This is a genomic window from Ottowia flava (assembly GCF_008017535.1).
Lineage (GTDB): Bacteria > Pseudomonadota > Gammaproteobacteria > Burkholderiales > Burkholderiaceae_C > Ottowia > Ottowia flava.
This window is the reverse complement of sequence record NZ_VRUA01000012.1, coordinates 90,774-115,947: the sequence shown is the minus strand read 5'-3', so window position 1 is coordinate 115,947 and position 25,174 is coordinate 90,774. Positions and strand designations below refer to the sequence as shown.

The following is a 25,174-nucleotide window of genomic DNA, read 5'->3' as shown; positions in this document are numbered from 1 at the left end:
TCAGCGGTGTTGCGTGCGCAGCCCGCAGCGCTATCAGAAAAGGAGCTGATAGCGCACGTGGTTGTAGGACTCGGGCCCGATGGGCGCTTCCCCGTGCGATGCGTACGTCGGCGGAGGTGCTCAGGCCGTGAAGCGCCCAGGTCCGACGCCCATTTCACTCCTGAATCAGGAGCTGCCTGCGCAGGTGGCTGTAGGGCTGCGGGCCGATTTCTTGGTCAACGGGGGCGTCAGAGCCGGCCCAAGGCGCGCCCTCGCCGGCTTACTTCGCTCCCGACTGCGCCGCAAACGTGATCTGCGTCAGGCCTTCGCGGCGGGCGGCGTCCATCACGGTGACCACCGACTGCACCGGCGCGGTGGCGTCGGCGCTGATGATCAGGATGCTGTCCTTGGCGGCCACGCCGCGCAGGGCGCGGGCGACGGATTCGACGTCGCGCACGTCCAGCGGCTGCTTGTTGACGGCGTAGCGGCCGTCGGCGGCCACCGCGACGACGATTTCCTTGGGGCGGTCGCGGGAGGCGTCGGCGTTGGCGGTGGGCAGGGTGACCTGCAGCTCGGTGAACTTGCTGTACGTGGTCGTCAGCATCAGGAAGATCAGGATCACCAGCAGCACGTCGATGAACGGGATCAGGTTGATCTCCGGCTCTTCGGGCGGGTGGGGGCGGAACTTCACCGCTTGGCTCCCTTGGCGTGCTCGCCGCCGGGGCACAGCGGGTCCAGGTGGCGCGCGAAATGCTCGGCCGCCAGTTCCAGCTCGAGGATGTAGCCGTCGACGCGCGCGCGGAAGTAGCGCCAGAAGATCAGCGCCGGGATCGCCACGATCAGGCCGAACGCGGTGTTGTACAGCGCGACCGAGATGCCGTGCGCCAGCTGCGCCGGGTTGCCGCCGGACAGCGAGCCGCTGGGCGCCTGCGCGCCGAAGATCTCGATCATGCCGATCACCGTGCCGAGCAGGCCCAGCAGCGGCGCGGCCGAGGCGATGGTGGCCAGCGCGGGCAGAAAGCGCTCCAGCCGGTGCGCGACCTTGCGGCCGGCCGCTTCCATGGCGGCGCGCATTTCGTCGGGCGTGCAGCGCGGGTTGTTGTTGATGGCGCGCCAGCCGGAGGCTAGCACCTCACCCAGGGCCGAGTGCTGGGCCAGCTGGTTGACGGTGTCGGGGCCCGGCACGCTGTCGCGCGACACGCCGATGGCTTCGTCCAGCAGGCCGGGCGTGATGACGCGGCTGGATTTGAGCTTGACGAAGCGCTCGATGACGAAGGCCAGCGCCAGGATGGAACACAGGATCAGCGGCCAGATCGGCCAGCCAGCGGCTTGTATGATCGAAAGCAAGGGTGGTTCTCCGCCGGCGCAGCGGTTCAAGGTCCCTCGGGCGCCGCGCCATTTACATCTGGAATGCGGGCGATTATGACCCAGCACCTGTTGCTGCCCGCTGCCTCTGCGGTACGCACAGCCGGGGCGTTGGGCGGCCATCACATGCGCACCGGGGCCGACAACAGGTCGCTGCCCACCATTTCTGTGGATAACTTTGTGCAAAAAGCGCTTGTCGCGGGCCTGAAAGGACGCTGCAGCGCCGTTTTTGACAGATTGATGAACGATTAAGCACAAAAAAATCCAATGAAATCAACGAGTTGCACCAAGTGCTGGGCGTTTCCAGTCCGCGCGGGGTGTCGCAACCCCGCCTGCCGTCCGCTGTGGAGTAGTGGCGCGGCCTGAACGCCCAAAAGGGCCGGAAAACCGCATGGAATCTGACTTTTTCGTTCAACCGCCCGCCAGTGCGCCGCGTATCTGGGCGGTTGGCGCGCTGACCCGCGCCATTGCTGACGCGCTGGAGGCGCGCTTCAATCCCGTGGCGGTGCGCGGCGAGATTTCGGGCTTCACCCGCGCGGCCAGCGGGCACTGCTACTTTTCACTCAAGGACGAGGCCGGCCAGCTGCGCTGCGCCATGTTCCGGCGCGCCGCGGGGCTGCTGAACTTCAACCCGCGCGAGGGCGACCAGGTCGAGGTGCGCGGGCGCGTGGCGGTGTACGAGCCGCGCGGCGATTTGCAGCTGGTGGTCGAATCCATGCAGCGCGCCGGGCAGGGCGCGCTGTTCGAGCAGTTTCTGCGCCTGAAGGCCCAACTGGAGGCCGAAGGCCTGTTCCACGCCGAACGCAAGCGCCCGCTGCCCGAGACGCCGCGCGCCATCGGCGTGGTCACCTCGCTGGCGGCGGCGGCGCTGCACGACGTGCTGACGGCGCTGGCGCGGCGCGTGCCGCACATCCCGGTGGTCGTCGTGCCGGCGGCGGTGCAGGGCGCGGGGGCGCCTGAAGAGTTGCGCCGTGCGCTATCAAAGTTGTATCTTCTTGCGCAGGTGGGAGTAGGGCTGGAGGCCGATTTGGCTCAAAAAGTCGCAGCGGACGGCGCGCCGCCCATCGACGTCATCCTGCTGGTGCGCGGCGGTGGCTCGATCGAGGACCTGTGGGCCTTCAACGACGAGCGCCTGGCCCGCACCATCGCCGTGAGCCCGGTGCCGCTGATCAGCGGGGTGGGGCATGAGACCGACTTCACCATCGCCGACTTCGTGGCCGACCTGCGCGCACCCACGCCGACCGCCGCGGCCGAGCTGGCCAGCGTGCCGCGCGCCCAGCGCCTGGCCGACGTCGACGCGCTGGCCGAACGACTGGCGCGCGCCCTGCGCCGCCGCGTCGACGCCGAAAGCCAGCGCCTCGACTGGCTGGCCGGGCGCCTCAGCCGCCCGTCCGACGCCGTGGCCGCCGAACGCCTGCGCCTAGACCGCCAGGCCCAGCGCCTGCGCCACGCGCTGGCACTGCGGCTGGAGCGCGAAAGTGCACGCCTCGCTCAGTTGCGGGACCGCCTGCCGCGCCCGCTGGCGCCGCGCCTGGCGGCCGAGCAGCTGCGGCTGGCGCGCCTGGGCGAACGCCTGCCCGACGCCGTCGCGCGCCAGGGCGCCGCCGCGCACGAGCGCCTGGCGCTCGCCGCGCTGCGCCTGGCCGCGTTGGACCCTCAGCGCGTGCTGGAGCGCGGCTACGCCTGGCTGCAAACCGCCGACGGCCAAGCCGTGACGCACGCCGCCGACACGCACATCGGGCAGGCGCTGACCGCCACCCTTGCGGATGGCAAGGTTGATCTCAGCGTCGTCACACCGCGGCCGCGCTGACTTCCTACAATCGATTGCACGAGGGGCGACCTATGATGGCCGCTTCGCCGATCAACAACCACGAGAAAAGGATCCTCACGATGGAACGCACTCTGCCACCGCTGCCGTATCCCCACGATGCTCTGGCCCCGGCCTGCAGCAAGGAAACGCTGGAATACCACCACGACAAGCACCACAAGGCCTACGTGGACAAGCTCAACGAGCTGCAAAAAGGCACCGAGTTCGAGAACATGGAACTCGAAGACGTGATCAAGAAGTCCAGCGGCGGCATCTACAACCAGGCCGCCCAGATCTGGAACCACACCTTCTTCTGGAATTGCATGAAGCCCAACGGCGGCGGTGAGCCCACCGGCGCCTTGGCCGACGCCATCAACAAGAAGTGGGGCAGCTACGCCGACTTCAAAAAGGCTTTCGTCACCAGCGCCGTGGGCAACTTCGGCTCAGGCTGGACCTGGCTGGTCAAGAAGGCTGACGGCAGCGTCGACATCGTCAACATGGGCGCCGCCGGCACCCCGCTGACCACCGGCGACACGCCCGTGTTCACCGTGGACGTGTGGGAGCACGCCTACTACATCGACTACCGCAACCTGCGCCAGAAGTTCGTCGAGACCTACCTCGACAAGCTGGCCAACTGGGACTTCGCGGCCAAGAACTTCGGCTGATCGCCGTCGATCACGCTGCTAAAAGCCACCTTCGGGTGGCTTTTTTCATGTCAGCGCAATCCAACGCGTCGGTCGCGGACTGGCGCCACGTCACTGGGCAGCGTTAAAGGGACTACTCGACTCATGCCTTCTCGAACCATGGCCAGGGAGATGGGGGCTGTCGCAAACAGCTGTCTCACGCACCTGTTGCGCATTCGGCCAGCAGCCGCATCGCCAGCAGACGTTCAAGCTCTCCACCGATCCGCTTTTCGTCGAGAAGGTACGTAACATCGTGGGCTGCACCCGGATGGGGTGCTGTGCGCGCAACTTTGGCCGGTTTTCAGTCAGCGGGGCTTCTGGACTGGACCGCCAGAGGCCCGTGACGCAAGTCGCTGAATCCGTGTGTTGTCAGAGCGTGCAAGGCCGCCGGCCGGGCGCCTGCTGTAGGCGTCTGATGCCTCTACGGTACGCGCTTTGCCAGCGACGCCGTATGGGGCGCATCTAGCAGGATCATCCGCAGCCGTTAAAATATTGGGTTTTGCCGCGCATAAAACGGGGTGGCAAGAACCGAATTCCCGCGCAGGACGCGCGGCCGTCAGCTCAACAAGCAAGGGCCGGCGCCGCACGGCCCGCGCACCGCAACTTCAACCTTGAGAGAAATGCACCATGGCCGTGAACGTGGAAACCCTGGACAAGCTCGAGCGCAAGATGACGCTCACCCTGCCGCTGGACGTGATCAAGAACGAGGTCGACGCCCGCCTGCGCAAGCTGTCGCGCACCGTCAAGATGGACGGCTTTCGTCCCGGCAAGGTGCCGATGGGTGTCGTGGCCCAGCGCTACGGCTATTCGGTGCAGTACGAGGTGATGAACGACAAAGTCGGTGAAGCCTTCTACAACGCCGCCAACGAAGCCAAGCTGCGCGTGGCCGGCCAGCCGTCCATCTCGGAAAAAGAGGGCGCGCCCGAAGGCCAGATGACGTTCGACGCCGTGTTCGAGGTGTTCCCCGAAGTCAAGCTGGGCGATTTGGCCGCTGCTGAGGTGGAAAAGGTGTCGGTCGACGTCGGCGACGAGGCCATCGAGCGCACGCTGGACATCCTGCGCAAGCAGCGCCGCAGCTTCGCGCAGCGCGCCCAGGGCAGTCCCGCCGAAGACGGCGACCGCGTGACCGTGGACTTTGCCGGCAAGATCGACGGCGAGCCGTTCGAAGGTGGCAAGGCGGAAGACTTCCAGTTCGTCATCGCCGAAGGCCAGATGCTGAAGGAATTCGAAGACGCCGTGCGCGGCATGAAGGTCGGCGAATCCAAGACCTTCCCGCTGGCCTTCCCGGCCGACTACCACGGCGCTGACGTCGCGGGCAAGACCGCCGACTTCCTGGTGACCGTGAAGAACATCGAAGCCGCGCACCTGCCCGAAGTGAACGACCAGCTGGCCAAGTCGCTGGGCGTGAAGGAAGGCACCGTGGACGCGCTGCGCGCCGACATCCGCAAGAACCTGGAGCGTGAAGTCAGCTTCCGCGTGACCCAGCGCAACAAGCAGGCCGCCATGCAGGCCCTGGTCGGCGCCGCCGAGCTGGACGTGCCCAACGCTCTGGTCAAGGGCGAGGTCGACCGCATGATCGACAACGCCCGTGCCGACCTGAAGCAGCGTGGCATCAAGGACGTCGAGAAGTTGCCGATCCCCGAAGACACCTTCCGTCCCGAAGCCGAGCGCCGCGTGCGCACCGGCCTGGTGGTGGCCGAGCTGGTCAGCAAGAACGAACTGCAGGCCACGCCCGACCAGGTGAAGGCCCAGGTGGAGAACATGGCCGCCAGCTACGAACGCCCGGAAGAGGTCGTGCGCTACTATTTCGCCGACGCCAACCGCCTGGCCGAAGTGCAGGCCATCGCCACCGAGAACAACGTGGCCGACTTCGTGCTGGGCAAGGCCAAGGTCACCGACAAGAAGCTGGCCTTTGACGAGCTGATGGGCCAACAGGCGTAATTCGGTACACCCCCCTGAGCCGCTGGTGCGGCTTCCCCCCGCTCTCGCCGCACGGCGTGCGGCGGGCAGGGGGACGACACCGGCGGCCGGGCGGAGCCCGCTCCGCGGTGTCTGCTGGTGGAGGTGGCGAAGGCGCTGGCGACAGGCTTCTCGTTTGAAGTGATGAATACCGGATACTGCGATTTTGATAGCTGGCCGCGCAGGTGGTTGTAGGGCCAGAGGGCGAAATCGTTTGCAACGGGGGGGGTGACGGCACGCGCCCCATGCGTGGGGCTTGGAATCGGTGGGTTCCGGCCCCATTTGCTTGACCAGACCTAACTTGGAGTTTTCATGAGCGAGTACGACACCCAGCAAAACCTCGGCCTGATTCCGATGGTGATCGAGCAGTCCGGCCGCGGCGAACGCTCCTACGACATCTATTCGCGCCTGCTGCGCGAGCGCGTCGTGTTTCTGGTGGGCGAAGTGAACGACCAGACCGCCAACCTGGTGGTGGCCCAACTGCTGTTCCTGGAGAGCGAGAACCCGGACAAGGATATTTCCCTGTACATCAACTCGCCGGGCGGCAGCGTCACGGCCGGCATGTCGATCTACGACACCATGCAGTTCATCAAACCCGACGTGTCCACCATGTGCCTGGGCTTTGCGGCCAGCATGGGCGCCTTCCTGCTGGCCGCCGGCGCCAAGGGCAAGCGCTACAGCCTGCCCAACAGCAAGATCATGATCCACCAGGTGCTGGGCGGCGCGCGCGGCCAGGCGACCGACATCGAGATCCACGCCCGCGACATCCTGCGCACCAAGGACCAGATGAACCGCATCCTGGCCGAGCGCACCGGTCAGCCGCTGGAAAAAGTCCAGCGCGACACCGAGCGCGACTACTTCATGACCGCCGACGAAGCCAAGGACTACGGCATCGTCGACCAGGTCATTGCCAACCGGCCGTGACCGGCGCGCGCCGAGGCGCGGTGGGCCTGCACGGCCCGCGCGCTGACGGCGCGGTTTGCAAGGCCGTTTCACCCCCGTTGCCTGTGGGCAACGGGGTTTTCTGGCGCGGTGCATGATTTGGTTATCATGGGTCGCTTCAACACGAAACTGACATTCAATGGCCGATAAGAAAGGCTCTTCCAGCGAGAAATCGCTCTATTGCTCGTTCTGCGGCAAGAGCCAGCACGAGGTCAAGAAGCTGATCGCCGGCCCCTCGGTGTTCATCTGCGACGAGTGCATCGACCTGTGCAACGACATCATCCGTGAGGAAGTGCCCGCGGATGCCGCGCCGGGCGAGGCCAAGGCCGAACTGCCGACGCCGTCGGACATCAAGACCAACCTCGACAACTACGTCATCGGCCAGGAAAAGGCCAAGCGCACGCTGGCCGTGGCGGTCTACAACCACTACAAGCGCCTCAAGCACAAGGAAGACGCCAAGGCGGGCGAGGTCGAACTCGCCAAGAGCAACATCCTGCTGATCGGCCCCACGGGGTCGGGCAAGACGCTGCTGGCCCAGACGCTGGCGCGCCAACTGGACGTGCCCTTCGTCATGGCCGACGCCACCACGCTGACCGAGGCCGGTTACGTGGGTGAGGACGTCGAAAACATCATCAGCAAGCTGCTGCAAAGCTGCAACTACGACGTGGACCGCGCGCAGCGCGGCATCGTCTACATCGACGAGATCGACAAGATCAGCCGCAAGGCCGACAACCCGAGCATCACGCGCGACGTGTCGGGCGAGGGCGTGCAGCAGGCGCTGCTCAAGCTGATCGAAGGCACGATGGCCAGCATCCCGCCGCAGGGCGGGCGCAAGCACCCGAACCAGGACTTCCTGCAGATCGACACGACCAACATCCTGTTCATCTGCGGTGGCGCGTTCGCGGGGCTCGAAAAGGTCATCGAAGCGCGCACCGAAGCGTCCGGCATCGGCTTTGGCGCCACCGTGCGCAGCAAGCAGCAGCGCTCGATCAGCGAGGCGTTCCAGGAAGTCGAGCCTGAAGACCTGATCAAGTTCGGCATCATCCCCGAGCTGGTGGGCCGCATGCCCGTGGTGGCCACGCTGGCCGAGCTGACCGAAGACGCGCTGGTGCAGATCCTGACCGAGCCGAAAAACGCGCTGGTCAAGCAGTTCGGCCGCCTGCTGCAAATGGAAGGCGTCGAGCTGGAGATCCGCCCGTCGGCGCTCAAAGCCATCGCCCGCAAGGCGCTGGCGCGCAAGACCGGTGCGCGCGGGCTGCGTTCGATCCTCGAACAGGCGCTGATCGACACCATGTTCGAGCTGCCCCACACCGCCAACGTGGCCAAGGTGGTGGTGGACGAAAACACGATCGAAGACAACCAGCCGCCGCTGCTGGTGTACCGCGAAGCCGCGAAAAAGGCTTGACCAGCATCGGCACCGCGAATTCGGAACGATTTCGCGGCCCGGCCCTAGAGCCATCTGCGCGGCCAGCTACCATTAATGTAGCATTCAGTTGCGGCAAATGGCCTCGCCGCACGCCAGGGCCCGGCGCCAAGGGTCTGCCCCGAGCGGCCGCCGCGCCGCTGGGTTGAAAATAACGCCTGAGCAGCCATTTACTGGCGAATCACCCGAAGGATCATTCATGTCCGGAACCACCCCGTTGCCCGCCACGCCGATCGACCTGCCGCTGCTGCCGCTGCGCGACGTCGTGGTCTTTCCCCACATGGTCATCCCGCTGTTCGTGGGCCGGCCGAAGAGCATCAAGGCGCTGGAAACCGCCATGGCGGCCGACCGCCGCATCATGCTGGTGGCGCAAAAGACCGCCGCCAAGGACGAGCCCACGGTGGGCGACATGTTCGAAGTCGGCTGCGTGTCCACCATCCTGCAGATGCTCAAGCTGCCCGACGGCACCGTGAAGGTGCTGGTCGAAGGCCAGCAGCGCGCCACCGTGACGCACATCGAAGACGATGGTGAGTCGCACTTCGTCGCCACCGTCACGCCGATCGAGCCCGCGACCGACCAGGACGACGCCGAGGTCGAGGCGCTGCGCCGTGCGGTGATGCAGCAGTTCGACCAGTACGTCAAGCTGAACAAGAAGATCCCGCCCGAGATCCTGACCTCCATCGCCAGCATCGACGAGCCTGGCCGCCTGGCCGACACGATCGCCGCGCACCTCCCGCTCAAGCTGGAAAGCAAGCAGAACGTGCTGGACCTGGCCAGCGTGAAAGAGCGCCTGGAAAACCTGTTTGAGCAGATCGAGCGCGAAGTCGACATCCTGAATGTCGACAAGAAGATCCGTGGCCGCGTGAAGCGCCAGATGGAAAAGAACCAGCGCGACTTCTACCTGAACGAGCAGGTCAAGGCGATCCAGAAAGAACTGGGCGAAGGCGAAGAAGGCGCGGACATCGAAGAGATCGAAAAGAAGATCCGCGCCGCGCGCATGCCCAAAGAAGCGCGCAAGAAGGCCGAGGGCGAGCTGAAGAAGCTCAAGCTCATGTCGCCCATGTCGGCCGAGGCCACCGTGGTGCGCAACTACATCGACGTGCTGGTCGGCCTGCCGTGGTCGAAGAAGACCAAGATCAAGCACGATCTGGCCAACGCCGAGGCGGTGCTGAACGAAGACCACTACGGTCTGGAAAAGGTCAAGGACCGCATCCTCGAGTACCTCGCGGTGCAGCAGCGCGTGGACAAGGTCAAGGCGCCGATCCTGTGCCTGGTCGGCCCACCCGGCGTGGGCAAGACCTCGCTCGGCCAGTCGGTCGCCAAGGCCACGGGGCGCAAGTACGTGCGCATGGCGCTGGGTGGCATGCGCGACGAGGCGGAGATCCGCGGCCACCGACGCACTTACATCGGTGCGATGCCGGGCAAGGTGCTGCAAAGCCTGAACAAGGTCGGCACGCGCAACCCGCTGTTCCTGCTGGACGAGATCGACAAGCTGGGCATGGACTTCCGCGGTGACCCGTCCAGCGCGCTGCTGGAAGTGTTGGACCCCGAGCAGAACCACACCTTTGGCGACCACTACGTCGAGGTCGATTTCGACCTGTCGGACGTGATGTTCGTGGCGACCAGCAACTCGATGAACATCCCGCCGGCGCTGCTGGACCGGATGGAAGTCATCCGCCTGTCGGGCTACACCGAGGACGAGAAGACCAACATCGCCGTCAAGTACCTGCTGCCCAAGCAGATGAAGAACAACGGCGTGAAGGAAGACGAGTTGGACGTCACCGAAGCGGCGGTGCGCGACATCGTGCGCTACTACACACGCGAAGCCGGTGTGCGTTCGCTGGAGCGCGAGCTGTCCAAGATCTGCCGCAAGGTGGTCAAAGGTTTGCAGCTCAAGCAGATGACGCCGAAGGTAGTCGTCACGGCGGACAACCTCAACGACTTCCTGGGCGTGCGCAAGTACACCTACGGCCGCGCCGAACAGCAGAACCAGGTCGGTCAGGTGGTCGGTCTGGCGTGGACGGAAGTGGGCGGTGACCTGCTCACCATTGAAGCCGCCACCATGCCGGGCAAGGGCGCCATCCAGCGCACCGGCCAGCTGGGCGATGTGATGAAGGAATCTGTCGAGGCGGCGCGCACCGTGGTGCGCTCGCGTGCACGCGTGCTGGGCATCAAGGACGAGGTGTTCGAGAAGAAGGACATCCACATCCACGTGCCCGATGGCGCCACGCCCAAGGACGGCCCGAGTGCGGGCGCCGCCATGACGACAGCCATCGTGTCGGCGCTGACCGGCATCCCCGTGCGCAGCGACGTTGCGATGACCGGCGAGATCACGCTGCGCGGCGAGGTGACGGCGATCGGCGGTCTGAAGGAAAAGCTGCTCGCGGCCCTGCGTGGCGGCATCAAGACCGTACTGATCCCGGAAGAGAACGTCAAGGACCTTCAGGAGATCCCGGCGAACGTCAAGGAAGCCCTGAAGATCGTGCCCGTGCGGTGGATCGACAAGGTGCTGGAAATCGCGCTCGAGCGCCAGCCGACGCCGCTGCTGGACGACGACGCTGCTGCGCCTGAACCTGCCCCCGCCACATCGCCCGCCGCCAAGAAGACGGGCGAGCGCCGTGGTGCGGTGAAGCACTGAGGCGCAGCGCACGAAACCGGTGGCGCGAAGAATTTTTTCGCGCCACTGGGTCGAAACGATGAATTCCCGGTATAGAATCTAAGGCTTGCAGTGCGGGAATAGCTCAGTTGGTAGAGCGCAACCTTGCCAAGGTTGAGGTCGCGAGTTCGAGCCTCGTTTCCCGCTCCAGACATTGCATCCGGCTCACCAAGCCGGGAGCAGCCAAAAAGGGAAGCTCTGGCTTCCCTTTTTTGTCGCAGTACCTGCGGCGCGATAGCAAAGCGGTTATGCAACGGATTGCAAATCCGTCTAGTCCGGTTCGACTCCGGATCGCGCCTCCACTTCTCCTGTGCCATGTCGGATCGAAAGCAGTCGGTCGGGCCGGGGCTGTGAAGGGTGCTAACGCGAGGGGCATCGCAGCCAAAAGCGGGCACGTTTTTGGGTTATAATTTTGAGTTCCATGCGGGAATAGCTCAGTTGGTAGAGCGCAACCTTGCCAAGGTTGAGGTCGCGAGTTCGAGCCTCGTTTCCCGCTCCAAACGCTCGGCACCGGTCATTTGACAGGTGCTATAAAAAAAAGGAAGCATCCGCTTCCTTTTTTTTCAGGCGAATGGGCATGCATTCCCGGCGCGATAGCAAAGCGGTTATGCAACGGATTGCAAATCCGTCTAGTCCGGTTCGACTCCGGATCGCGCCTCCACCTTCCCCCTGGTTGTTCGACCGCACCCGCGAATTGAGCGGGAAGGCGCGGGCGTGATGGTGTACGCCAGGGATTGTTCGACGACGCCGCCAGCGCCGGTGCGAAGCGCCCAGGCAGGGATTGAGTGCGACAATGCACGTTTGGCCCCGGTGGTGAAACTGGTAGACACAGCGGACTTAAAATCCGCCGCTTCCCGAAAGGGCGCGTGCCGGTTCGATCCCGGCCCGGGGCACCAGTTGTGAGGAATACGCCATGAGTGATGACGCACCTTTCGAGATCCACGTGCATGGCGACGTGAAACTGCGCGCCGACGTCGGTTTCGACGCCCTGCAGGACGCGCTCAAGCCCTTGTGGAAGTACGCACGCGCCCGCTCGCTTGCCGACGGCGCTGCCAGCCTGTACGAGGACGAGCCCGGCATCCGTTTCGACGCCAAGGACCACCTGCTGCAGATGTGCTGGACGGTGAGCGGCGACGACGACTTCCGCCAGCAGCTGGACGACCTGTGCATGAACCTGAACGATCTGTCGGCCGAAGGCACCCAGATCGAAGTCACGTTTTACGACGCCCAGTACGACGAAGAAGACGAGGAGCAGGGCCGCGACTCGCGCGACGATTTCGTGCTGCTGTTCGTCGGCCCGACGCCTGAGGCCATCATGCAGGCGCAGCGCAACCTGCTGGTCGAAGACGTAGTGGCGTTGATGGAGCGCCACTTTGACGGCGCCGAGCTGGGTGGCGTGGTCAGCGAGATCGACAAGCTTTTCTCAGACCGCTTCACCGCGCTGGTCAGCTCGCTCGAACTGGGCAAGCCGCCGCGCAGCCCGGGCTCCGGCAACAACGGGCACGGCAGCGGGCGCCGTCCGCGCCATCTGCACTGAGGCAGATTGCATCGCAGTCGCGGTCAATGCTCCTGATTCAGGAGCTTTCCGCGCAGGTGGCTGTAGGGCTACAAGCCAAAATGTGTCTTAACGGGCGGTTGCAGCACATTCCGGCGAATTGAGCCGCCAACGCCGCGCCGCGGCCTCCAAGTCAGCCAGATCGCTGGTGAGCACCAAGTGAATGCGGTCAGACGCGGGTCAGTGGCTTCAGGGTTCAGCAGGCCGGCTGTGGCCAGCACGCGCTGCAGTCGTCGCGCCACTGCCGCCGCCGTACCCCAAATGCGCGCTTCTTGCGCCAGGTGAACAAAATAGTTCGGTCAAATCCCGCATGGTGGGAAATCGTTGCGTAATTGGAGATTCAGCCCGCCACGGGCACCGCACAATCGGGGATGACCGCCCGGACCGGCGACCGGCGCCACACGCGCCCGGCCTGCGCCCCTGCCCGGGCATGGCATCCCAACATCCAAGGAGAGACAGATGAGCACCCAGCAACCCACCATCATCTACACCCTGACCGACGAGGCGCCGCGCCTGGCCACGGCCTCGCTGCTGCCGATCGTGCGCAGCTTCGCCAAGGTGGCGGGCATCGACATGCAGACCAGCGACATCTCGGTGGCCGGCCGCATCCTGGGCCAGTTCCCCGAAGTGTTGACCGAAGCGCAGCGTGTGCCCGACAACCTGAGCGAGCTGGGCAAGCTGACGCTCAAGCCCGAAGCCAACATCATCAAGCTGCCCAACATCAGCGCGTCCGTGGCCCAGCTCAAGGCGGCCATCAAGGAGCTGCAGGACAAGGGCTACAAGGTGCCCGACTTTCCTGAGAACCCCAAGGACGACAAGGAAAAGGACATCCGCGCGCGCTACAACAAGTGCATCGGCTCGGCCGTGAACCCGGTGCTGCGCGAAGGCAACTCCGACCGCCGCGCGCCGCGCGCCGTCAAGGAGTACGCGCGCAAGCACCCGCACAGCATGGGCGAGTGGAGCCAGGCCTCGCGCTCGCACGTCTCGCACATGCACGGCGGCGACTTCTACCACGGCGAAAAGTCCATGACGCTGGACCGCGCGCGCGACGTCAAGATGGAGCTGATCACCAAGAGTGGCAAGGCCATCGTGCTCAAGCCCAAGGTGTCGCTGAAGGACCGCGAAGTCATCGACTCGATGTTCATGAGCAAGAAGGCGCTGATGGCCTTCTACGAGAAAGAGATCGCCGACGCGTACAAGACCGGCGTGATGTTCTCGCTGCACGTGAAGGCGACCATGATGAAGGTGTCGCACCCCATCGTGTTCGGCCACTGCGTGCGCATCTTCTACAAGGAGGCGTTCGAAAAGCACGCCAAGACCTTTGAAGAGCTGGGCGTGAACGTCAACAACGGCATGATCGATCTGTACAACAAGATCGCCGACCTGCCCGAAAGCCAGCAGGACGAGATCAAGCGCGACCTGCACGCCTGCCACGAGCACCGGCCCGAACTGGCCATGGTCGACTCGTCCAAGGGCATCACCAACTTTCATTCGCCCAACGACGTGATCGTGGACGCGTCCATGCCGGCCATGATCCGCAACAGCGGCAAGATGTACGGCGCCGACGGCCGCCTGAAGGACGTCAAGGCCGTGATGCCCGAATCGACCTTCGCCCGCATCTACCAGGAGATGATCAACTTCTGCAAGTGGCACGGCGCGTTCGACCCCAAGACCATGGGCACCGTGCCCAACGTCGGTCTGATGGCCCAGCAGGCCGAGGAATACGGCAGCCACGACAAGACCTTCGAGATCCCCGAAGACGGCGTGGCCAACATCACCGACCTGGACACGGGCGAAGTGCTGATGAGCCAGAACGTGGAAGCCGGCGACATCTGGCGCATGTGCCAGACCAAGGACGCCGCCGTGCGCGACTGGGTCAAGCTGGCCGTCACGCGCGCGCGCAACTCGGGCATGCCGGTGGTGTTCTGGCTGGACGCCTACCGCCCGCACGAGAAGGAGCTGATCACCAAGGTGCGCATGTACCTGCACGAGCACGACATCAGCGGCCTGGACATCCAGATCATGAGCCAGGTGCGCGCCATGCGCTACACGCTGGAGCGCGTGATTCGCGGCCAGGACACCATCAGCGCCACCGGCAACATCCTGCGCGACTACCTGACCGACCTGTTCCCGATCATGGAGTTGGGCACCAGCGCCAAGATGCTGTCCATCGTGCCGCTGATGGCCGGTGGCGGCATGTACGAAACGGGCGCGGGCGGCTCGGCCCCCAAGCACGTGCAGCAGCTCGTCGAGGAAAACCACCTGCGCTGGGATTCGCTGGGTGAGTTCCTGGCCTTGGCCGTCAGCCTGGAAGAGCTGGGCATCAAGGAAAACAACGCCCGCGCCAAACTGCTGGCCAAGGCGCTGGACGCCGCCACCGGCAAGCTGCTGGACAACAACAAGGGCCCAAGCCCCAAGACCGGCCAGCTCGACAACCGCGGCAGCCACTTCTACCTGGCACTGTACTGGGCGCAGGCCCTGACCGAGCAGAAGGAAGACGCCGAACTGGCCAAGGTATTCGCACCGGTCGCCAAGCAACTGGCCGATAACGAAGCCAAGATCGTCGAAGAGCTCGCCGCCGTGCAAGGCCAGCCGGCCGACATCGGGGGCTACTACCTGCTGGACGAGGCCAAGCTCGACCAGGTCATGCGCCCCAGCGCCACGCTGAACGCCGCGCTGGCCAAGCTCGGCTGATGCGCCTTCGGCCAGCAGCGGCGGGCCGCCACGGAAAAGCCACCGCGAGGTGGCTTTTTCTATGGTTTTTTGGCCTGCAGCCCTACAGCCACCAGCGCAGGCAGCTTCTTAATTGATAGCGGAGAAGGTTCGCTGCCTGCAGAAAAAACGTCGCACGGGGGTGGCGTACCGCTCAGTGGTAGCCCGCGTCCGCCGCCACCTTGCCCCGGAACACGCTGTACGACCAGCCGGTGTAGCCCAGGATCAGCGGCACCAGCACGACCAGACCCCACAGCACAAAGCCCTGCGATTCCGGCGGTGAGGCGGCGTCCCAGATCGAGAGCGCGGGCGGCACGATCAGCGGCCACATGCCCAGCACCAGCCCGATGAAACCCAGGCCAAACAGCGCCAGCGTCCAGAGGAACGGCCGAGCGTCGTGGGCGGCAGGCCGTTCGGGCGTGGCCAGTGCGGCGTCGCGCCACAGCAGCCACGCGACCCCCAGCGTGACGATCGGCACCGGCGACAGCCACAGGAAGTTGTAGCCGGAGAACCAGCGCGCCATCAGCCGCGATTCAAGGAAGGGCAGGCTGACGCTCACCGCCAGCATGGCCACCAGCACCGCCAGCACCAGCGGGCGCGCCAACTGGCGTGCCCGGGCGTGCAGCGCGCCCTCGGTTTTCAGGATCAGCCAGCCCGCGCCCAGCAGGGCGTAGCCGATCACCAGCGCCACCCCGGTCAGCAGCGCGAACGGGCTGAGCCAGCCGAATGGGCCCCCGTCGTAGTAGCCGCTGTTGTTCAGCGGTAGGCCCTGCACCAGCGCACCCAGGATCACGCCCTGGAAGAACGCTGCCACGATGGAGCCCAGGCTGAATGCCGCGCCCCAGGCGCGCCGCGCCGCGCCGTAGCCCTTGAAGCGGAATTCGAACGCGACGCCGCGAAACACCAGGGCCAGCAGCATCAGGATCACCGGCAGGTACAGGGCCGACAGCACCACCGCATAGGCGCGCGGAAACGCTGCCATGAGGCCGGCACCACCGAGCACCAGCCAGGTTTCGTTGCCGTCCCAGATGGGGGCGGCGGTGTTCATCATGTGGTCGAGCTGATCGCCGTCGCGGGCCGCGGGCGCCAGAATGCCCAAGCCGAGCACGAAGCCGTCGAGCAGCACGTACATCAGCACGCCAAAACCGATGACGCCGAACCACGCCACCGGAAGCCAGGTGCTGGCGTTCATGGCGTTCTCCTTTCGTCGATGTCTTCCGCGTCGGCGGCGGACAGTGGCCGCGCAGGCGTCTTGGTCACGCCTGAGCCGTGTTGCTGCGGCGCCGCCTCTTGCGACTGAGGCCCCTTGCGCAACAGGCGCAGCAAATACCAGATGCCGGCCCCGAAGATGATGGCGTACACGAGGACGAAGCCAGCCAGCGACGTGGCGACCTGCGTGCTCGTCAGGTGGGGGCTGACCGCGTCGCGCGTGCGCAGCAGGCCGTACACGACCCAGGGCTGGCGGCCGATCTCAGTCACGTACCAGCCGGCCAACAGGGCCACGAAGCCGGTGGGCGCCATCCAGCGCCAGCTGTTTAGCAGCCAGTGCGACCGCGTCAGCCAGCCGCGCCACCATGCCCAGGCCGACACCGCCATGAGCGCCAGCATCATGAAGCCCAGGCCGACCATCACGCGGAACGCGAAGAACACCGGCGCGACCGGTGGCCGGTCTTCCGGCGCCACCGAGGTCAGTGGCGGGATGTCGCCATCCCACGAGTGCGTGAGGATCACGCTGCCCAGGTGCGGCAGGGCGATCTCGTACAGGTTGCGCTCGTTGGCCTGGTCGGGCCACGCGAACAGGATCAGCGGCACGCCGGTGCCGGGTGGCTCGGAATGCCAGTGCGCTTCCATCGCAGCGACCTTGATCGGCTGGTGCTCCAGCGTGTTCAGACCGTGCTGGTCGCCCACCATCACCTGCAGCGGCACCGCGATCGCGCCGAACGCCACGGACAGCTTCAACATACGGGTGGCGGCGGCCACGTGCACGCCACGCCGCAGGTACCAGCCCGCCACGCCGCCGATCACCAGGCAGGTGGTGATGAAGGCGGCCAGCACCATGTGCGGAAGGCGGTAGAAGAAGGAGGGGTTGAAGATGATCGCCGGCCAGCTTTCGGGCACGAAGATGCCGTCCACCAGCACGTGGCCTTGCGGTGTGTGCATCCAGCTGATGGCCGCGATGATCCAGAAAGTGGAGATCAGCGTGCCCAGCGCCACCATGCAGGTGCAAAAGAAATGCACGGCCGGTTTGACGCGGTTCTGGCCGAACAGCATGACGCCGAGAAAGCCTGCCTCCAAGAAGAAGGCGGTGAGCACCTCGTAGCTGAGCAGGGGCCCCAGGACGTTGCCGGCGCGGGTGGACAACTCGGCCCAGTTCGTGCCGAACTGGAAGCTCATCACGATGCCCGAAACCACGCCCATGCCGAAGGAGATAGCGAACACCTTGGCCCAGAAGCGGTACAGGTCCATCCAGCTGTCGTCGCGCGTGCGCAGCCAGCGCCATTCCAGGAACATCAACCAGCTGGCCAGTCCGATCGTGAAGGCCGGGAACAGGATGTGAAACGAGATCACAAACCCGAACTGGATGCGCGAAAGCAGCAGGACGTCCATGGCGACATTCTGGGAAACACCGCCATCCTCGGATGTAGGCAGACCCCGACAAGTTGTACCCAGCGAGTGTGCGCCGGAGCTTGATCCGAATCAAGGGAAAACCCCAGGTGACATGTCGGTATGACCGGCAGCTTCGGGATGCTGCGTGGCGGTGCACGGCCTGCAGGCGGGGCAAAAGGCTGTTTTTAAGGGATTTTGGCCTATAGCCCTACAACCATCTGCGCAGGCAGCTATTGAAACAATAGTATTTTCGCCATCGTCAGGCGCAGCGGAGGCGCCCACAGGTGAGGCTCAGTGGCGGCGGAACAGCTCGCCGCCCAGCTTGTGGCCGGCCTTGATGTGCTTGGCGTCGAACCAGCCCTGGTTCATCTCCAGCACGTAGCGCACCGGGCCTTTGGAGCAGTGGCTGGTTTCGTCCTGCGGCTTCATGTCGGCCAGGTTGGCAATGGTGCCGTCGTCGGTGACGAAGGCCGCCGTCAGCGGGATCAGCGTGTTCTTCATCCAGAAACACTGCACGGCCGGTTGCTCGAACACGAACACCATGCCTTCGTGCTGGGGCATGTCCTGGCGGTGCATCAGGCCGATCTGGCGCTGCTGGTTGTTGCCCGCCACCTGCGCATCGATGCGGTGCATGCCAGCCGTGATGGTCGTGCGCGGCAGGTTGAGTTGCGGCTGGCCGGCCGGCGTCAGCTGGGCGTGCGCCGTGGCCCCAAGCAGGGACAGCGCGCCAGCCCAGGCGGTACGGCGCAGCGCAGGGCAGGGAACGGCGTTGGCACCGGAAAAAAGCGCAGAAAAAGCCATGGCAGCATGTTCGGAAGTAAAGGACAGGGCCAAGGCCGCTTGGAGCGGCGGAGGGCGCGGGCCACATTCTGCGCTACGTGGCCCCATGCCGCTCTTTCAGATACGCCGAGTCCGCACGGCTTAGCGCGACCGATCCGCCCAACCCTATGGGCGCTTGCATCGGCTCGTGCGTGCCGCCCGAATGGCCGAAGTCTCCGCCTAGAATCCTTGCGAGCGGCGCGAGCCATCGGCGATGGCGACGCGCGGTCCGATTGCCCCTTTCAGTTTGTGGAGACTGCCATGACCCGTTCCGAGCACATCCAGGTGCCTGCCGAAGGCCAGAAGATCACCGTCAACGCCGATTTTTCTCTCAACGTGCCCGACCAGCCGATCATTCCCTTCATCGAGGGGGACGGCACCGGGCTGGACATCACCCCGGTGATGATCAAGGTGGTCGATGCGGCGGTGGCCAAGGCCTACGGCGGCCAGCGCAAGATCCACTGGATGGAGGTGTACGCGGGCGAGAAGTCGACCCGGGTGTACGGCCCCGACGTCTGGCTGCCTGAGGAAACGCTGGCGGCCCTGAAGGAGTACGTGGTGTCGATCAAGGGCCCGCTGACCACGCCTGTGGGCGGCGGCATCCGCAGCCTGAACGTGGCGCTGCGCCAGGAGCTGGACCTGTACGTGTGTCTGCGGCCGGTGCAGTATTTCAAGGGCGTGCCCTCGCCGGTGAAGGAGCCCGAAAAAGTCAACATGGTGATCTTCCGCGAGAACAGCGAAGACATCTACGCCGGCATCGAGTACGAGGCCAAGTCGGACAAGGCCAAGAAGCTGATCAAGTTCCTGATCGACGAGATGGGCGTGAGCAAGATCCGCTTCCCGGAAAGCTCGGGCATTGGCATCAAACCCGTGTCGATCGAAGGCACCGAGCGCCTGGTGCGCAAGGCCATTCAGTACGCCATCGACAACGACAAGCCCAACGTCACGCTGGTGCACAAGGGCAACATCATGAAGTACACCGAAGGGGGCTTTCGCGACTGGGGCTACGCGCTGGCGCAGCGCGAATTCGGTGCCGAGCCGATCGACGGCGGGCCGTGGTGCAAGTTCAAGAACCCGAAGACCGGCAAGGACATCGTCGTCAAGGACGCGATCGCCGACGCCTTCCTGCAGCAGATCCTGCTGCGCCCGGCCGAGTACAGCGTGATCGCCACGCTCAACCTCAACGGCGACTACATCTCCGACGCGCTGGCGGCGCAGGTCGGCGGCATCGGCATCGCGCCCGGCGCCAATATGAGCGACAGCGTCGCTTGCTTCGAGGCCACGCACGGCACGGCGCCCAAGTACGCGGGCAAGGACTACGTTAACCCGGGTTCCGAAATCCTGTCGGCCGAGATGATGCTGCGCCACATGGGCTGGGCCGAAGCCGCCGACAAGATCATCGACAGCATGGAAGCGGCCATCCAGAGCAAGAAAGTGACCTACGACTTCGCCCGCCTGATGGACGGCGCCACGCAGGTCAGCTGCTCGGGCTTCGGGCAGGTCATGATCGATCATATGTGAGCAGAAATGCCGCCCAAGGCGGCGTGGCGCTGACGCAAAAAAGCCCGGCTGGACCGGGCTTTCTTTCCTGGGTGCGTGGGCTGACGCCGCTCAGGACAGCATCGGTGGTTGGATGTCCCCGGGGTTGCTCAGCGACATTTCACCTGGCAGCGGCGCAGCGGATTCCGTGCGAATGTGCATGGCCAACAGGCCCTTGGGGCCCTCGTTCACTTCGTAGCTGACGCGGCTGCCCTCTTTGAGGGTCTTGAAGCCGTCCATGTCGATAGCCGAAAAGTGAGCGAACACATCTGGACCACCGTCGTCCGGTTCAATGAACCCGAAGCCCTTCAAATCGTTGAACCATTTGACTTTCCCTACTGGCATGGCACGTCTCCTTTGCTTACTTCCATCCTGCGAAGCGAGTGTGCTGTAACAAGTTCTCACTTGTCAACCGAAAGGAGTCACCTGTGCGAACTGCGGAGGCTCAGCGCTGCACTTGTGCTGGTGGTTGGCGGCCGCATATGCAGGTTCGATGCGTGTGCGAGCGCACCGATAGAATGATTTTCATGGCGACCCGCAACCCCAAAAATCCCGTTCCTGCTCCGCCCAGCGTGACCCCCGCCCGCCAACCGGATGGCGGCGATGCCGTCGTGCTGGAGCGCGTGCCGCAGAAAGTCCAGCCGCCGCAGATGCACCAGGTCGTCATGCTCAACGACGACTTCACGCCGATGGAATTCGTGGTGCTGGTGATTCAGGAGTTCTTTGGCAAGGACCGTGAGAGCGCGACGCAGATCATGCTGAAGATTCATCTGGACGGTAAGGGCGTCTGCGGCGTGTATTCACGCGACGTGGCGGCCACCAAGGTCGATCAGGTCATGGGTGCGGCGCGCGATGCCGGCCACCCGCTGCAATGCGTGAGCGAGCCGGTCGAGTGAGGCCGCGGGGCGGCCTGTTGAATATGACCGAACTTCCCCCAACTGAGACTGTCGAAACCTGCAGAACGTCGTAAGCTGTAGGCGCAAAGGAAATACCATCATGATCGCCCAGGAACTTGAAGTCAGTCTCCACATGGCCTTTGTCGAGGCCCGGCAGCAACGCCACGAGTTCATCACCGTGGAGCACCTGTTGCTGGCCCTGCTGGACAACCCCAGCGCGGCTGAAGTGCTGCGCGCCTGTTCGGCCAACATCGACGACTTGCGCAAGTCGCTCACCAACTTCATCAAGGACAACACGCCGCAAGTGGCGGGCTCCGATGAAGTGGACACCCAACCCACGCTGGGCTTCCAGCGCGTGATTCAGCGCGCCATCATGCACGTGCAGTCCACGGGCAATGGCAAGAAGGAAGTCACCGGTGCCAACGTGTTGGTGGCGATCTTCGGTGAGAAGGACTCGCACGCCGTCTACTACCTGCACCAGCAGGGCGTAACGCGCCTGGACGTGGTGAATTTCATCGCGCACGGCATCCGCAAGAGCGATCCGCCCGAGCAGGCCAAGTCGCCCGATGGCCAGCAGCCCGGTGCCGAAGGCGAAAGCGAAGGCGGCGAGCGCAACGAGAAGCAGTCGCCCCTGGAGCAGTTCACCGTCAACCTCAACCAGAACGCCAAGGAAGGCAAGATCGATCCGCTGATCGGGCGCGAGTACGAGGTAGAGCGCACCATCCAGATCCTGTGCCGTCGCCGCAAGAACAACCCGCTGCTGGTGGGCGAAGCTGGCGTGGGCAAGACCGCCATCGCCGAAGGCTTGGCTTGGCGCATCACGGAAAGCACTGTGCCGGAGGTGCTGGAAGATGCGGTCGTCTACGCGCTCGACATGGGCGCGCTGCTGGCTGGCACCAAGTACCGCGGCGACTTTGAGCAGCGCCTCAAGGGCGTGCTCAAGGCACTCAAGGACAAGCCGAACGCGATCCTGTTCATCGACGAGATCCACACCCTGATCGGCGCGGGCGCCGCGTCGGGCGGCACGCTGGATGCGTCCAACCTGCTCAAGCCGGCGCTCTCGAGCGGCCAGCTCAAGTGCATTGGCGCAACCACCTTCACCGAGTACCGCGGCATCTTCGAAAAGGATGCGGCGCTGTCCCGTCGGTTCCAGAAGGTGGACGTCGTCGAGCCGACCGTGTCCGAGACCATCGACATCCTCAAGGGCCTCAAGAGCCGGTTTGAAGAGCACCACAGCGTGAAGTACGCGGCCGCTGCGCTGCAGGCTGCGGCCGAGCTGTCGGCCAAGTACATCACCGACCGCCATTTGCCCGACAAGGCCATCGACGTGATCGACGAGGCCGGTGCCGCGCAGCGCATTGCGCTTGCCAGCAAGCGCAAGAAGACCATCGGCAAGCACGAGATCGAGGAGATCGTGGCCAAGATCGCGCGCATTCCGCCGGCCAGCGTGTCCAACGACGATCGCAGCAAACTGCAGACGCTGGAACGCGACCTCAAGAGCGTGGTGTTCGGGCAGGACCAGGCGCTCGATGTGCTGTCGGCTGCGGTCAAGATGGCCCGCTCGGGCCTCGGCAAGGCGGACAAGCCGATCGGCTCGTTCCTGTTCAGCGGCCCGACCGGCGTCGGCAAGACCGAAGCGGCCAAGCAACTCGCCTACATCATGGGCGTGGACCTGATCCGCTTCGACATGTCGGAGTACATGGAGCGCCATGCGGTGTCGCGCCTGATCGGTGCGCCTCCGGGCTACGTGGGCTTTGACCAGGGTGGGCTGCTGACCGAGGCGATCACGAAGAAGCCGCACAGCGTGCTGCTGCTCGACGAGATCGAGAAGGCGCACCCGGACATCTTCAACGTGCTGCTGCAGGTCATGGACCACGGCACGCTGACGGACAACAACGGACGCAAGGCCGACTTCCGCAACGTCATCATCATCATGACGACGAACGCGGGTGCCGAGACCATGAACAAGGCGACCATCGGCTTCACCAACCCGCGCCAGGCGGGCGACGAGATGGCCGACATCAAGCGCCTGTTCACGCCCGAGTTCCGCAACCGGCTGGATGCGATCGTCAGCTTCAAGCCGCTCGATGAGCAGATCATTCTGCGCGTGGTCGACAAGTTCCTACTGCAACTGGAACAGCAGCTGGGCGAGAAGAAGGTGGAAGTCACCTTCACCGACAAGCTGCGCAAGTTCCTGGCGAAGAAGGGCTTCGATCCGCTGATGGGCGCCCGCCCGATGCAGCGCCTGATTCAGGACACCATCCGCAAGGCGCTGGCAGACGAGCTGCTCTTTGGTCGGCTGACCGAGGGCGGCCGACTGACTGTGGACCTGGACGAGAAGGACGAGGTGCTGCTCGACATCACGCCGCTGCCGAAGCGCGAACGGGCGAAAGGGTCGGAGCCGGCGGAGCCCGAAGAAGAGGTCACCACCGACACCGATTGACCGTCAGGTCGGCCGCGCCAAATGCGGCACAGATCAGCCAGCGGGCCGGAGGGCTCGCTGGCTTTTTTGTGGAAGTGGCGGCGTCAACTCGAGAGAGAAGGATTTCGTGTTTTCGCGAGCGCAAGCACTGCCATGCGGCGGAATCCCCGGCGGGGGGCGCCTAAGTCACGGTCCGCCTTTTGCAGCCACCGGCAGGTACTGCACAAGCAAGGTCGGCTGTCCCTGGCGGGCCCAGCGAAACGGCAGGCGCACCGTTGGGGGCTGGGTCGGAAAGTCCATCGCGCGGGTCGTGGTCCGCCACCAGGCGCGGGGCCCCGCGTCCTCGATGGCGATCATCCACCAGCCGGTGCCCTCCTGGCGCAGCGCGCGCACGGCGTCCAGCACGCACAGCTCGGCGCCCCACAACTCGATATCGCACACGGTCACCGGCGCTTGGGGAAAGCGGCTGCGCAGCAGGCCGCCCGCGATGTGGCGGCTGGCGATGATGGGGCTGTGGCCGTCGTAGCCGGCGGCGCGCAGCTGGGCCTCCAGCGTGGACACGGGCCAGTTGTGTCGGTCTTCCCGGCCGCGCCGAGCGTCGATGAGCGGGTCGAGCAGGCTCATCGTCCAGACCAGCAAGCCCATCCCAGCGACGGCGATCAGGTAGCGGCGCTCGCCGCGCGGTTGCGCGCCCAGCCCAGGGCGCCAGGCGAACGCGGCCATCGGCAGCACCAGCACCATCGGATGGATCCAGCGGCCGTCCAGCTTGGTCACGCCGGCAAGCAGCACCATGCCCAGCAGGGCGGCGCCGATCAGCAGCAGGTAGCGCAGCAACAGCTGCGGTGCCCAGGGAGCGGCGTGCGCTGCTGGCGCTTCGGCGTCGGCACGCCCTGCCCAAGCAGGCGCGCCAAAGGCCCATGCCGCCATCGCTGCCCAGGGTAGAGCGCCCAGCACGAAGACCTTGAAGAAGTCGCCCAGACCGCCGAGCAGGGCCGACCAGCCAACGCCCATGTCGGGCGGGCGCAGCTTGTCGACGGTGCTGCGCGTGGCGTCGTCCCAATGCGCCAGCACCCATTGCGCGTGCGGGGCCACCAGCAGCGCCGCCACCAGCGGCACCAGCCACCACCCGCGGCCCAGCAGCGCGCGGCGCGGCGTGGGCAGGCTCAAGGCGGCCAGCACCGCAGCGCCCGCGATCAGCACGTAGCTGTACTTGCACAGCACCCCCACGCCCATTGCCAGGCCCAACCAGGCGAACCCGGCGCGCGTGGGCCGCTGTACCTGGCGCAAGAGCAACCACCAGGTGGCGGCCACCGTGCAGGTGACCAGCACCGTGTGCGTCAGATCGCGCAACACCTCCCAGCCCATGCCCGGCAACCAGACGATGCCGAGCGCCGACAGCCAGGCGCTGCTTCGCGGCATGATCTGGCGTGCTGCCGCGTAGAGGAAGACGAAGGTCAGCACCATCAGCGCGTGCTTGACCACGGCAAGCGCCAGCACACTGGGGCCCAGCAGCGCGTTCACGCCCCACTGCAGCCAGGTGTAGAGCGGCGGTTGCGGGCCATAGCCCCAGGCCAACGACTGCGCCCAGACCAGCTGTTCCGCCTGGTCCCACATCACGGCAGACGACAGCAGCACCCGCGCGACGGTGGCGGCGGTGGCCCACGCCAGCAACCAGGTCAGCGGCGACGTCCAGCGCACGCCCGCGCCGCCGCAGGGGGGCGGGGCAGGCTGTTCGGACAAGGCGGTGGGCATGGCGGAGCTTGGGCGACGCCGCGGCGCGGGATCGCGCGAACGTCGCCCTGGGTGCAAT

19 protein-coding genes and 5 tRNA genes are annotated in these 25,174 nt (G+C 65.2%); 17 read left to right on the top strand and 7 right to left on the bottom strand.

The genetic code is table 11. The annotated features are described in order from the left end of the window. Nucleotides 1-259: 259 nt before the first annotated feature. The gene (locus tag FVQ98_RS13150) at nucleotides 260-670 is read right to left on the bottom strand and encodes an ExbD/TolR family protein (RefSeq protein ID WP_147913901.1); all 411 of its coding nucleotides are present in this window, start codon (nucleotides 668-670) and stop codon (nucleotides 260-262) included. After that, nucleotides 667-1,326, bottom strand: a complete 660-nt coding sequence (locus FVQ98_RS13145) for a MotA/TolQ/ExbB proton channel family protein (RefSeq protein ID WP_147913900.1) — start codon at nucleotides 1,324-1,326, stop codon at nucleotides 667-669. Before FVQ98_RS13145 ends, FVQ98_RS13150 begins: the two co-directional genes overlap by 4 nt. A 75-nt stretch (nucleotides 1,327-1,401) precedes the next feature. Here FVQ98_RS13145 and FVQ98_RS13140 point away from each other — a divergent pair, with 75 nt between their 5' ends. From FVQ98_RS13140 to FVQ98_RS13075, 14 genes are all read left to right on the top strand, one after another. After that, on the top strand, nucleotides 1,402-1,596 hold the full coding sequence (locus FVQ98_RS13140; RefSeq protein ID WP_147913899.1) for a hypothetical protein: 195 nt from the start codon (nucleotides 1,402-1,404) through the stop codon (nucleotides 1,594-1,596). A gap of 139 nt (nucleotides 1,597-1,735) precedes the next feature. After that, nucleotides 1,736-3,154, top strand: coding sequence for an exodeoxyribonuclease VII large subunit (gene xseA / locus FVQ98_RS13135; protein ID WP_147913898.1), 1,419 nt, complete (start codon nucleotides 1,736-1,738; stop codon nucleotides 3,152-3,154). Nucleotides 3,155-3,234: 80 nt separating this feature from the next. After that, complete coding sequence (locus FVQ98_RS13130) at nucleotides 3,235-3,816, top strand: superoxide dismutase (RefSeq protein WP_147913897.1); 582 nt, start codon at nucleotides 3,235-3,237, stop codon at nucleotides 3,814-3,816. A gap of 645 nt (nucleotides 3,817-4,461) precedes the next feature. Beyond that, the gene (gene tig, locus FVQ98_RS13125; RefSeq protein ID WP_147913896.1) at nucleotides 4,462-5,775 is read left to right on the top strand and encodes a trigger factor; all 1,314 of its coding nucleotides are present in this window, start codon (nucleotides 4,462-4,464) and stop codon (nucleotides 5,773-5,775) included. Between the two features lie 330 nt (nucleotides 5,776-6,105). Next, nucleotides 6,106-6,717, top strand: a complete 612-nt coding sequence (gene clpP, locus FVQ98_RS13120) for an ATP-dependent Clp endopeptidase proteolytic subunit ClpP (RefSeq protein ID WP_147913895.1) — start codon at nucleotides 6,106-6,108, stop codon at nucleotides 6,715-6,717. A 157-nt stretch (nucleotides 6,718-6,874) separates the two neighbouring features. Beyond that, on the top strand, nucleotides 6,875-8,140 hold the full coding sequence (clpX, locus tag FVQ98_RS13115) for an ATP-dependent Clp protease ATP-binding subunit ClpX (RefSeq protein WP_147913894.1): 1,266 nt from the start codon (nucleotides 6,875-6,877) through the stop codon (nucleotides 8,138-8,140). 217 nt (nucleotides 8,141-8,357) lie between these two features. Beyond that, complete coding sequence (gene lon, locus FVQ98_RS13110; RefSeq protein ID WP_147913893.1) at nucleotides 8,358-10,796, top strand: endopeptidase La; 2,439 nt, start codon at nucleotides 8,358-8,360, stop codon at nucleotides 10,794-10,796. A 92-nt stretch (nucleotides 10,797-10,888) separates the two neighbouring features. Further along, a tRNA-Gly gene (locus FVQ98_RS13105) sits at nucleotides 10,889-10,964 on the top strand. A gap of 78 nt (nucleotides 10,965-11,042) precedes the next feature. Next, nucleotides 11,043-11,116, top strand: a tRNA-Cys gene (locus FVQ98_RS13100). A gap of 121 nt (nucleotides 11,117-11,237) precedes the next feature. Then, nucleotides 11,238-11,313, top strand: a tRNA-Gly gene (locus FVQ98_RS13095). Between the two features lie 88 nt (nucleotides 11,314-11,401). After that, nucleotides 11,402-11,475 (top strand) — tRNA-Cys (locus tag FVQ98_RS13090). A 143-nt stretch (nucleotides 11,476-11,618) separates the two neighbouring features. After that, nucleotides 11,619-11,710 (top strand) — tRNA-Leu (locus FVQ98_RS13085). A 17-nt stretch (nucleotides 11,711-11,727) separates the two neighbouring features. Next, nucleotides 11,728-12,351, top strand: coding sequence for a DUF6806 family protein (locus FVQ98_RS13080; protein WP_147913892.1), 624 nt, complete (start codon nucleotides 11,728-11,730; stop codon nucleotides 12,349-12,351). A 477-nt stretch (nucleotides 12,352-12,828) separates the two neighbouring features. Further along, a complete protein-coding gene (locus FVQ98_RS13075) occupies nucleotides 12,829-15,063 on the top strand; it encodes an NADP-dependent isocitrate dehydrogenase (protein WP_147913891.1) in 2,235 nt (744 codons plus the stop codon). Between the two features lie 172 nt (nucleotides 15,064-15,235). On the opposite strand, the gene cydB is transcribed toward FVQ98_RS13075, so the two are convergent. The 3 genes from cydB to FVQ98_RS13060 form a co-directional block, all read right to left on the bottom strand. Continuing rightward, nucleotides 15,236-16,273, bottom strand: coding sequence for a cytochrome d ubiquinol oxidase subunit II (cydB, locus tag FVQ98_RS13070; protein WP_147913890.1), 1,038 nt, complete (start codon nucleotides 16,271-16,273; stop codon nucleotides 15,236-15,238). Beyond that, nucleotides 16,270-17,688: a cytochrome ubiquinol oxidase subunit I gene (locus FVQ98_RS13065; RefSeq protein ID WP_147913889.1), complete on the bottom strand. Its 1,419-nt coding sequence runs from the start codon at nucleotides 17,686-17,688 to the stop codon at nucleotides 16,270-16,272. The genes cydB and FVQ98_RS13065 overlap by 4 nt, the downstream gene beginning before the upstream one ends. 291 nt (nucleotides 17,689-17,979) lie before the next feature. Beyond that, complete coding sequence (locus tag FVQ98_RS13060; RefSeq protein ID WP_147913888.1) at nucleotides 17,980-18,489, bottom strand: DUF192 domain-containing protein; 510 nt, start codon at nucleotides 18,487-18,489, stop codon at nucleotides 17,980-17,982. A 279-nt stretch (nucleotides 18,490-18,768) separates the two neighbouring features. On the opposite strand from FVQ98_RS13060, the gene icd reads away from it, so the two are divergent. Next, nucleotides 18,769-20,028 (top strand): NADP-dependent isocitrate dehydrogenase, encoded by a 1,260-nt coding sequence (gene icd / locus FVQ98_RS13055; protein WP_147913887.1) that lies wholly within the window; start codon nucleotides 18,769-18,771, stop codon nucleotides 20,026-20,028. A gap of 90 nt (nucleotides 20,029-20,118) precedes the next feature. On the opposite strand, the gene FVQ98_RS13050 is transcribed toward icd, so the two are convergent. Beyond that, nucleotides 20,119-20,391, bottom strand: coding sequence for a cold-shock protein (locus FVQ98_RS13050; RefSeq protein WP_147913886.1), 273 nt, complete (start codon nucleotides 20,389-20,391; stop codon nucleotides 20,119-20,121). 173 nt (nucleotides 20,392-20,564) lie between these two features. Between FVQ98_RS13050 and clpS the strand changes: the two genes are divergently transcribed. Next, complete coding sequence (clpS, locus tag FVQ98_RS13045; protein ID WP_147913885.1) at nucleotides 20,565-20,942, top strand: ATP-dependent Clp protease adapter ClpS; 378 nt, start codon at nucleotides 20,565-20,567, stop codon at nucleotides 20,940-20,942. Nucleotides 20,943-21,042: 100 nt separating this feature from the next. Beyond that, nucleotides 21,043-23,385 (top strand): ATP-dependent Clp protease ATP-binding subunit ClpA, encoded by a 2,343-nt coding sequence (clpA, locus tag FVQ98_RS13040; RefSeq protein WP_147913884.1) that lies wholly within the window; start codon nucleotides 21,043-21,045, stop codon nucleotides 23,383-23,385. 165 nt (nucleotides 23,386-23,550) lie between these two features. Here the strand turns inward: clpA and FVQ98_RS13035 are convergent, their stop codons facing one another. Beyond that, complete coding sequence (locus tag FVQ98_RS13035; RefSeq protein WP_187265727.1) at nucleotides 23,551-25,116, bottom strand: glycosyltransferase family 39 protein; 1,566 nt, start codon at nucleotides 25,114-25,116, stop codon at nucleotides 23,551-23,553. Between the last annotated feature and the right edge of the window lie 58 nt (nucleotides 25,117-25,174).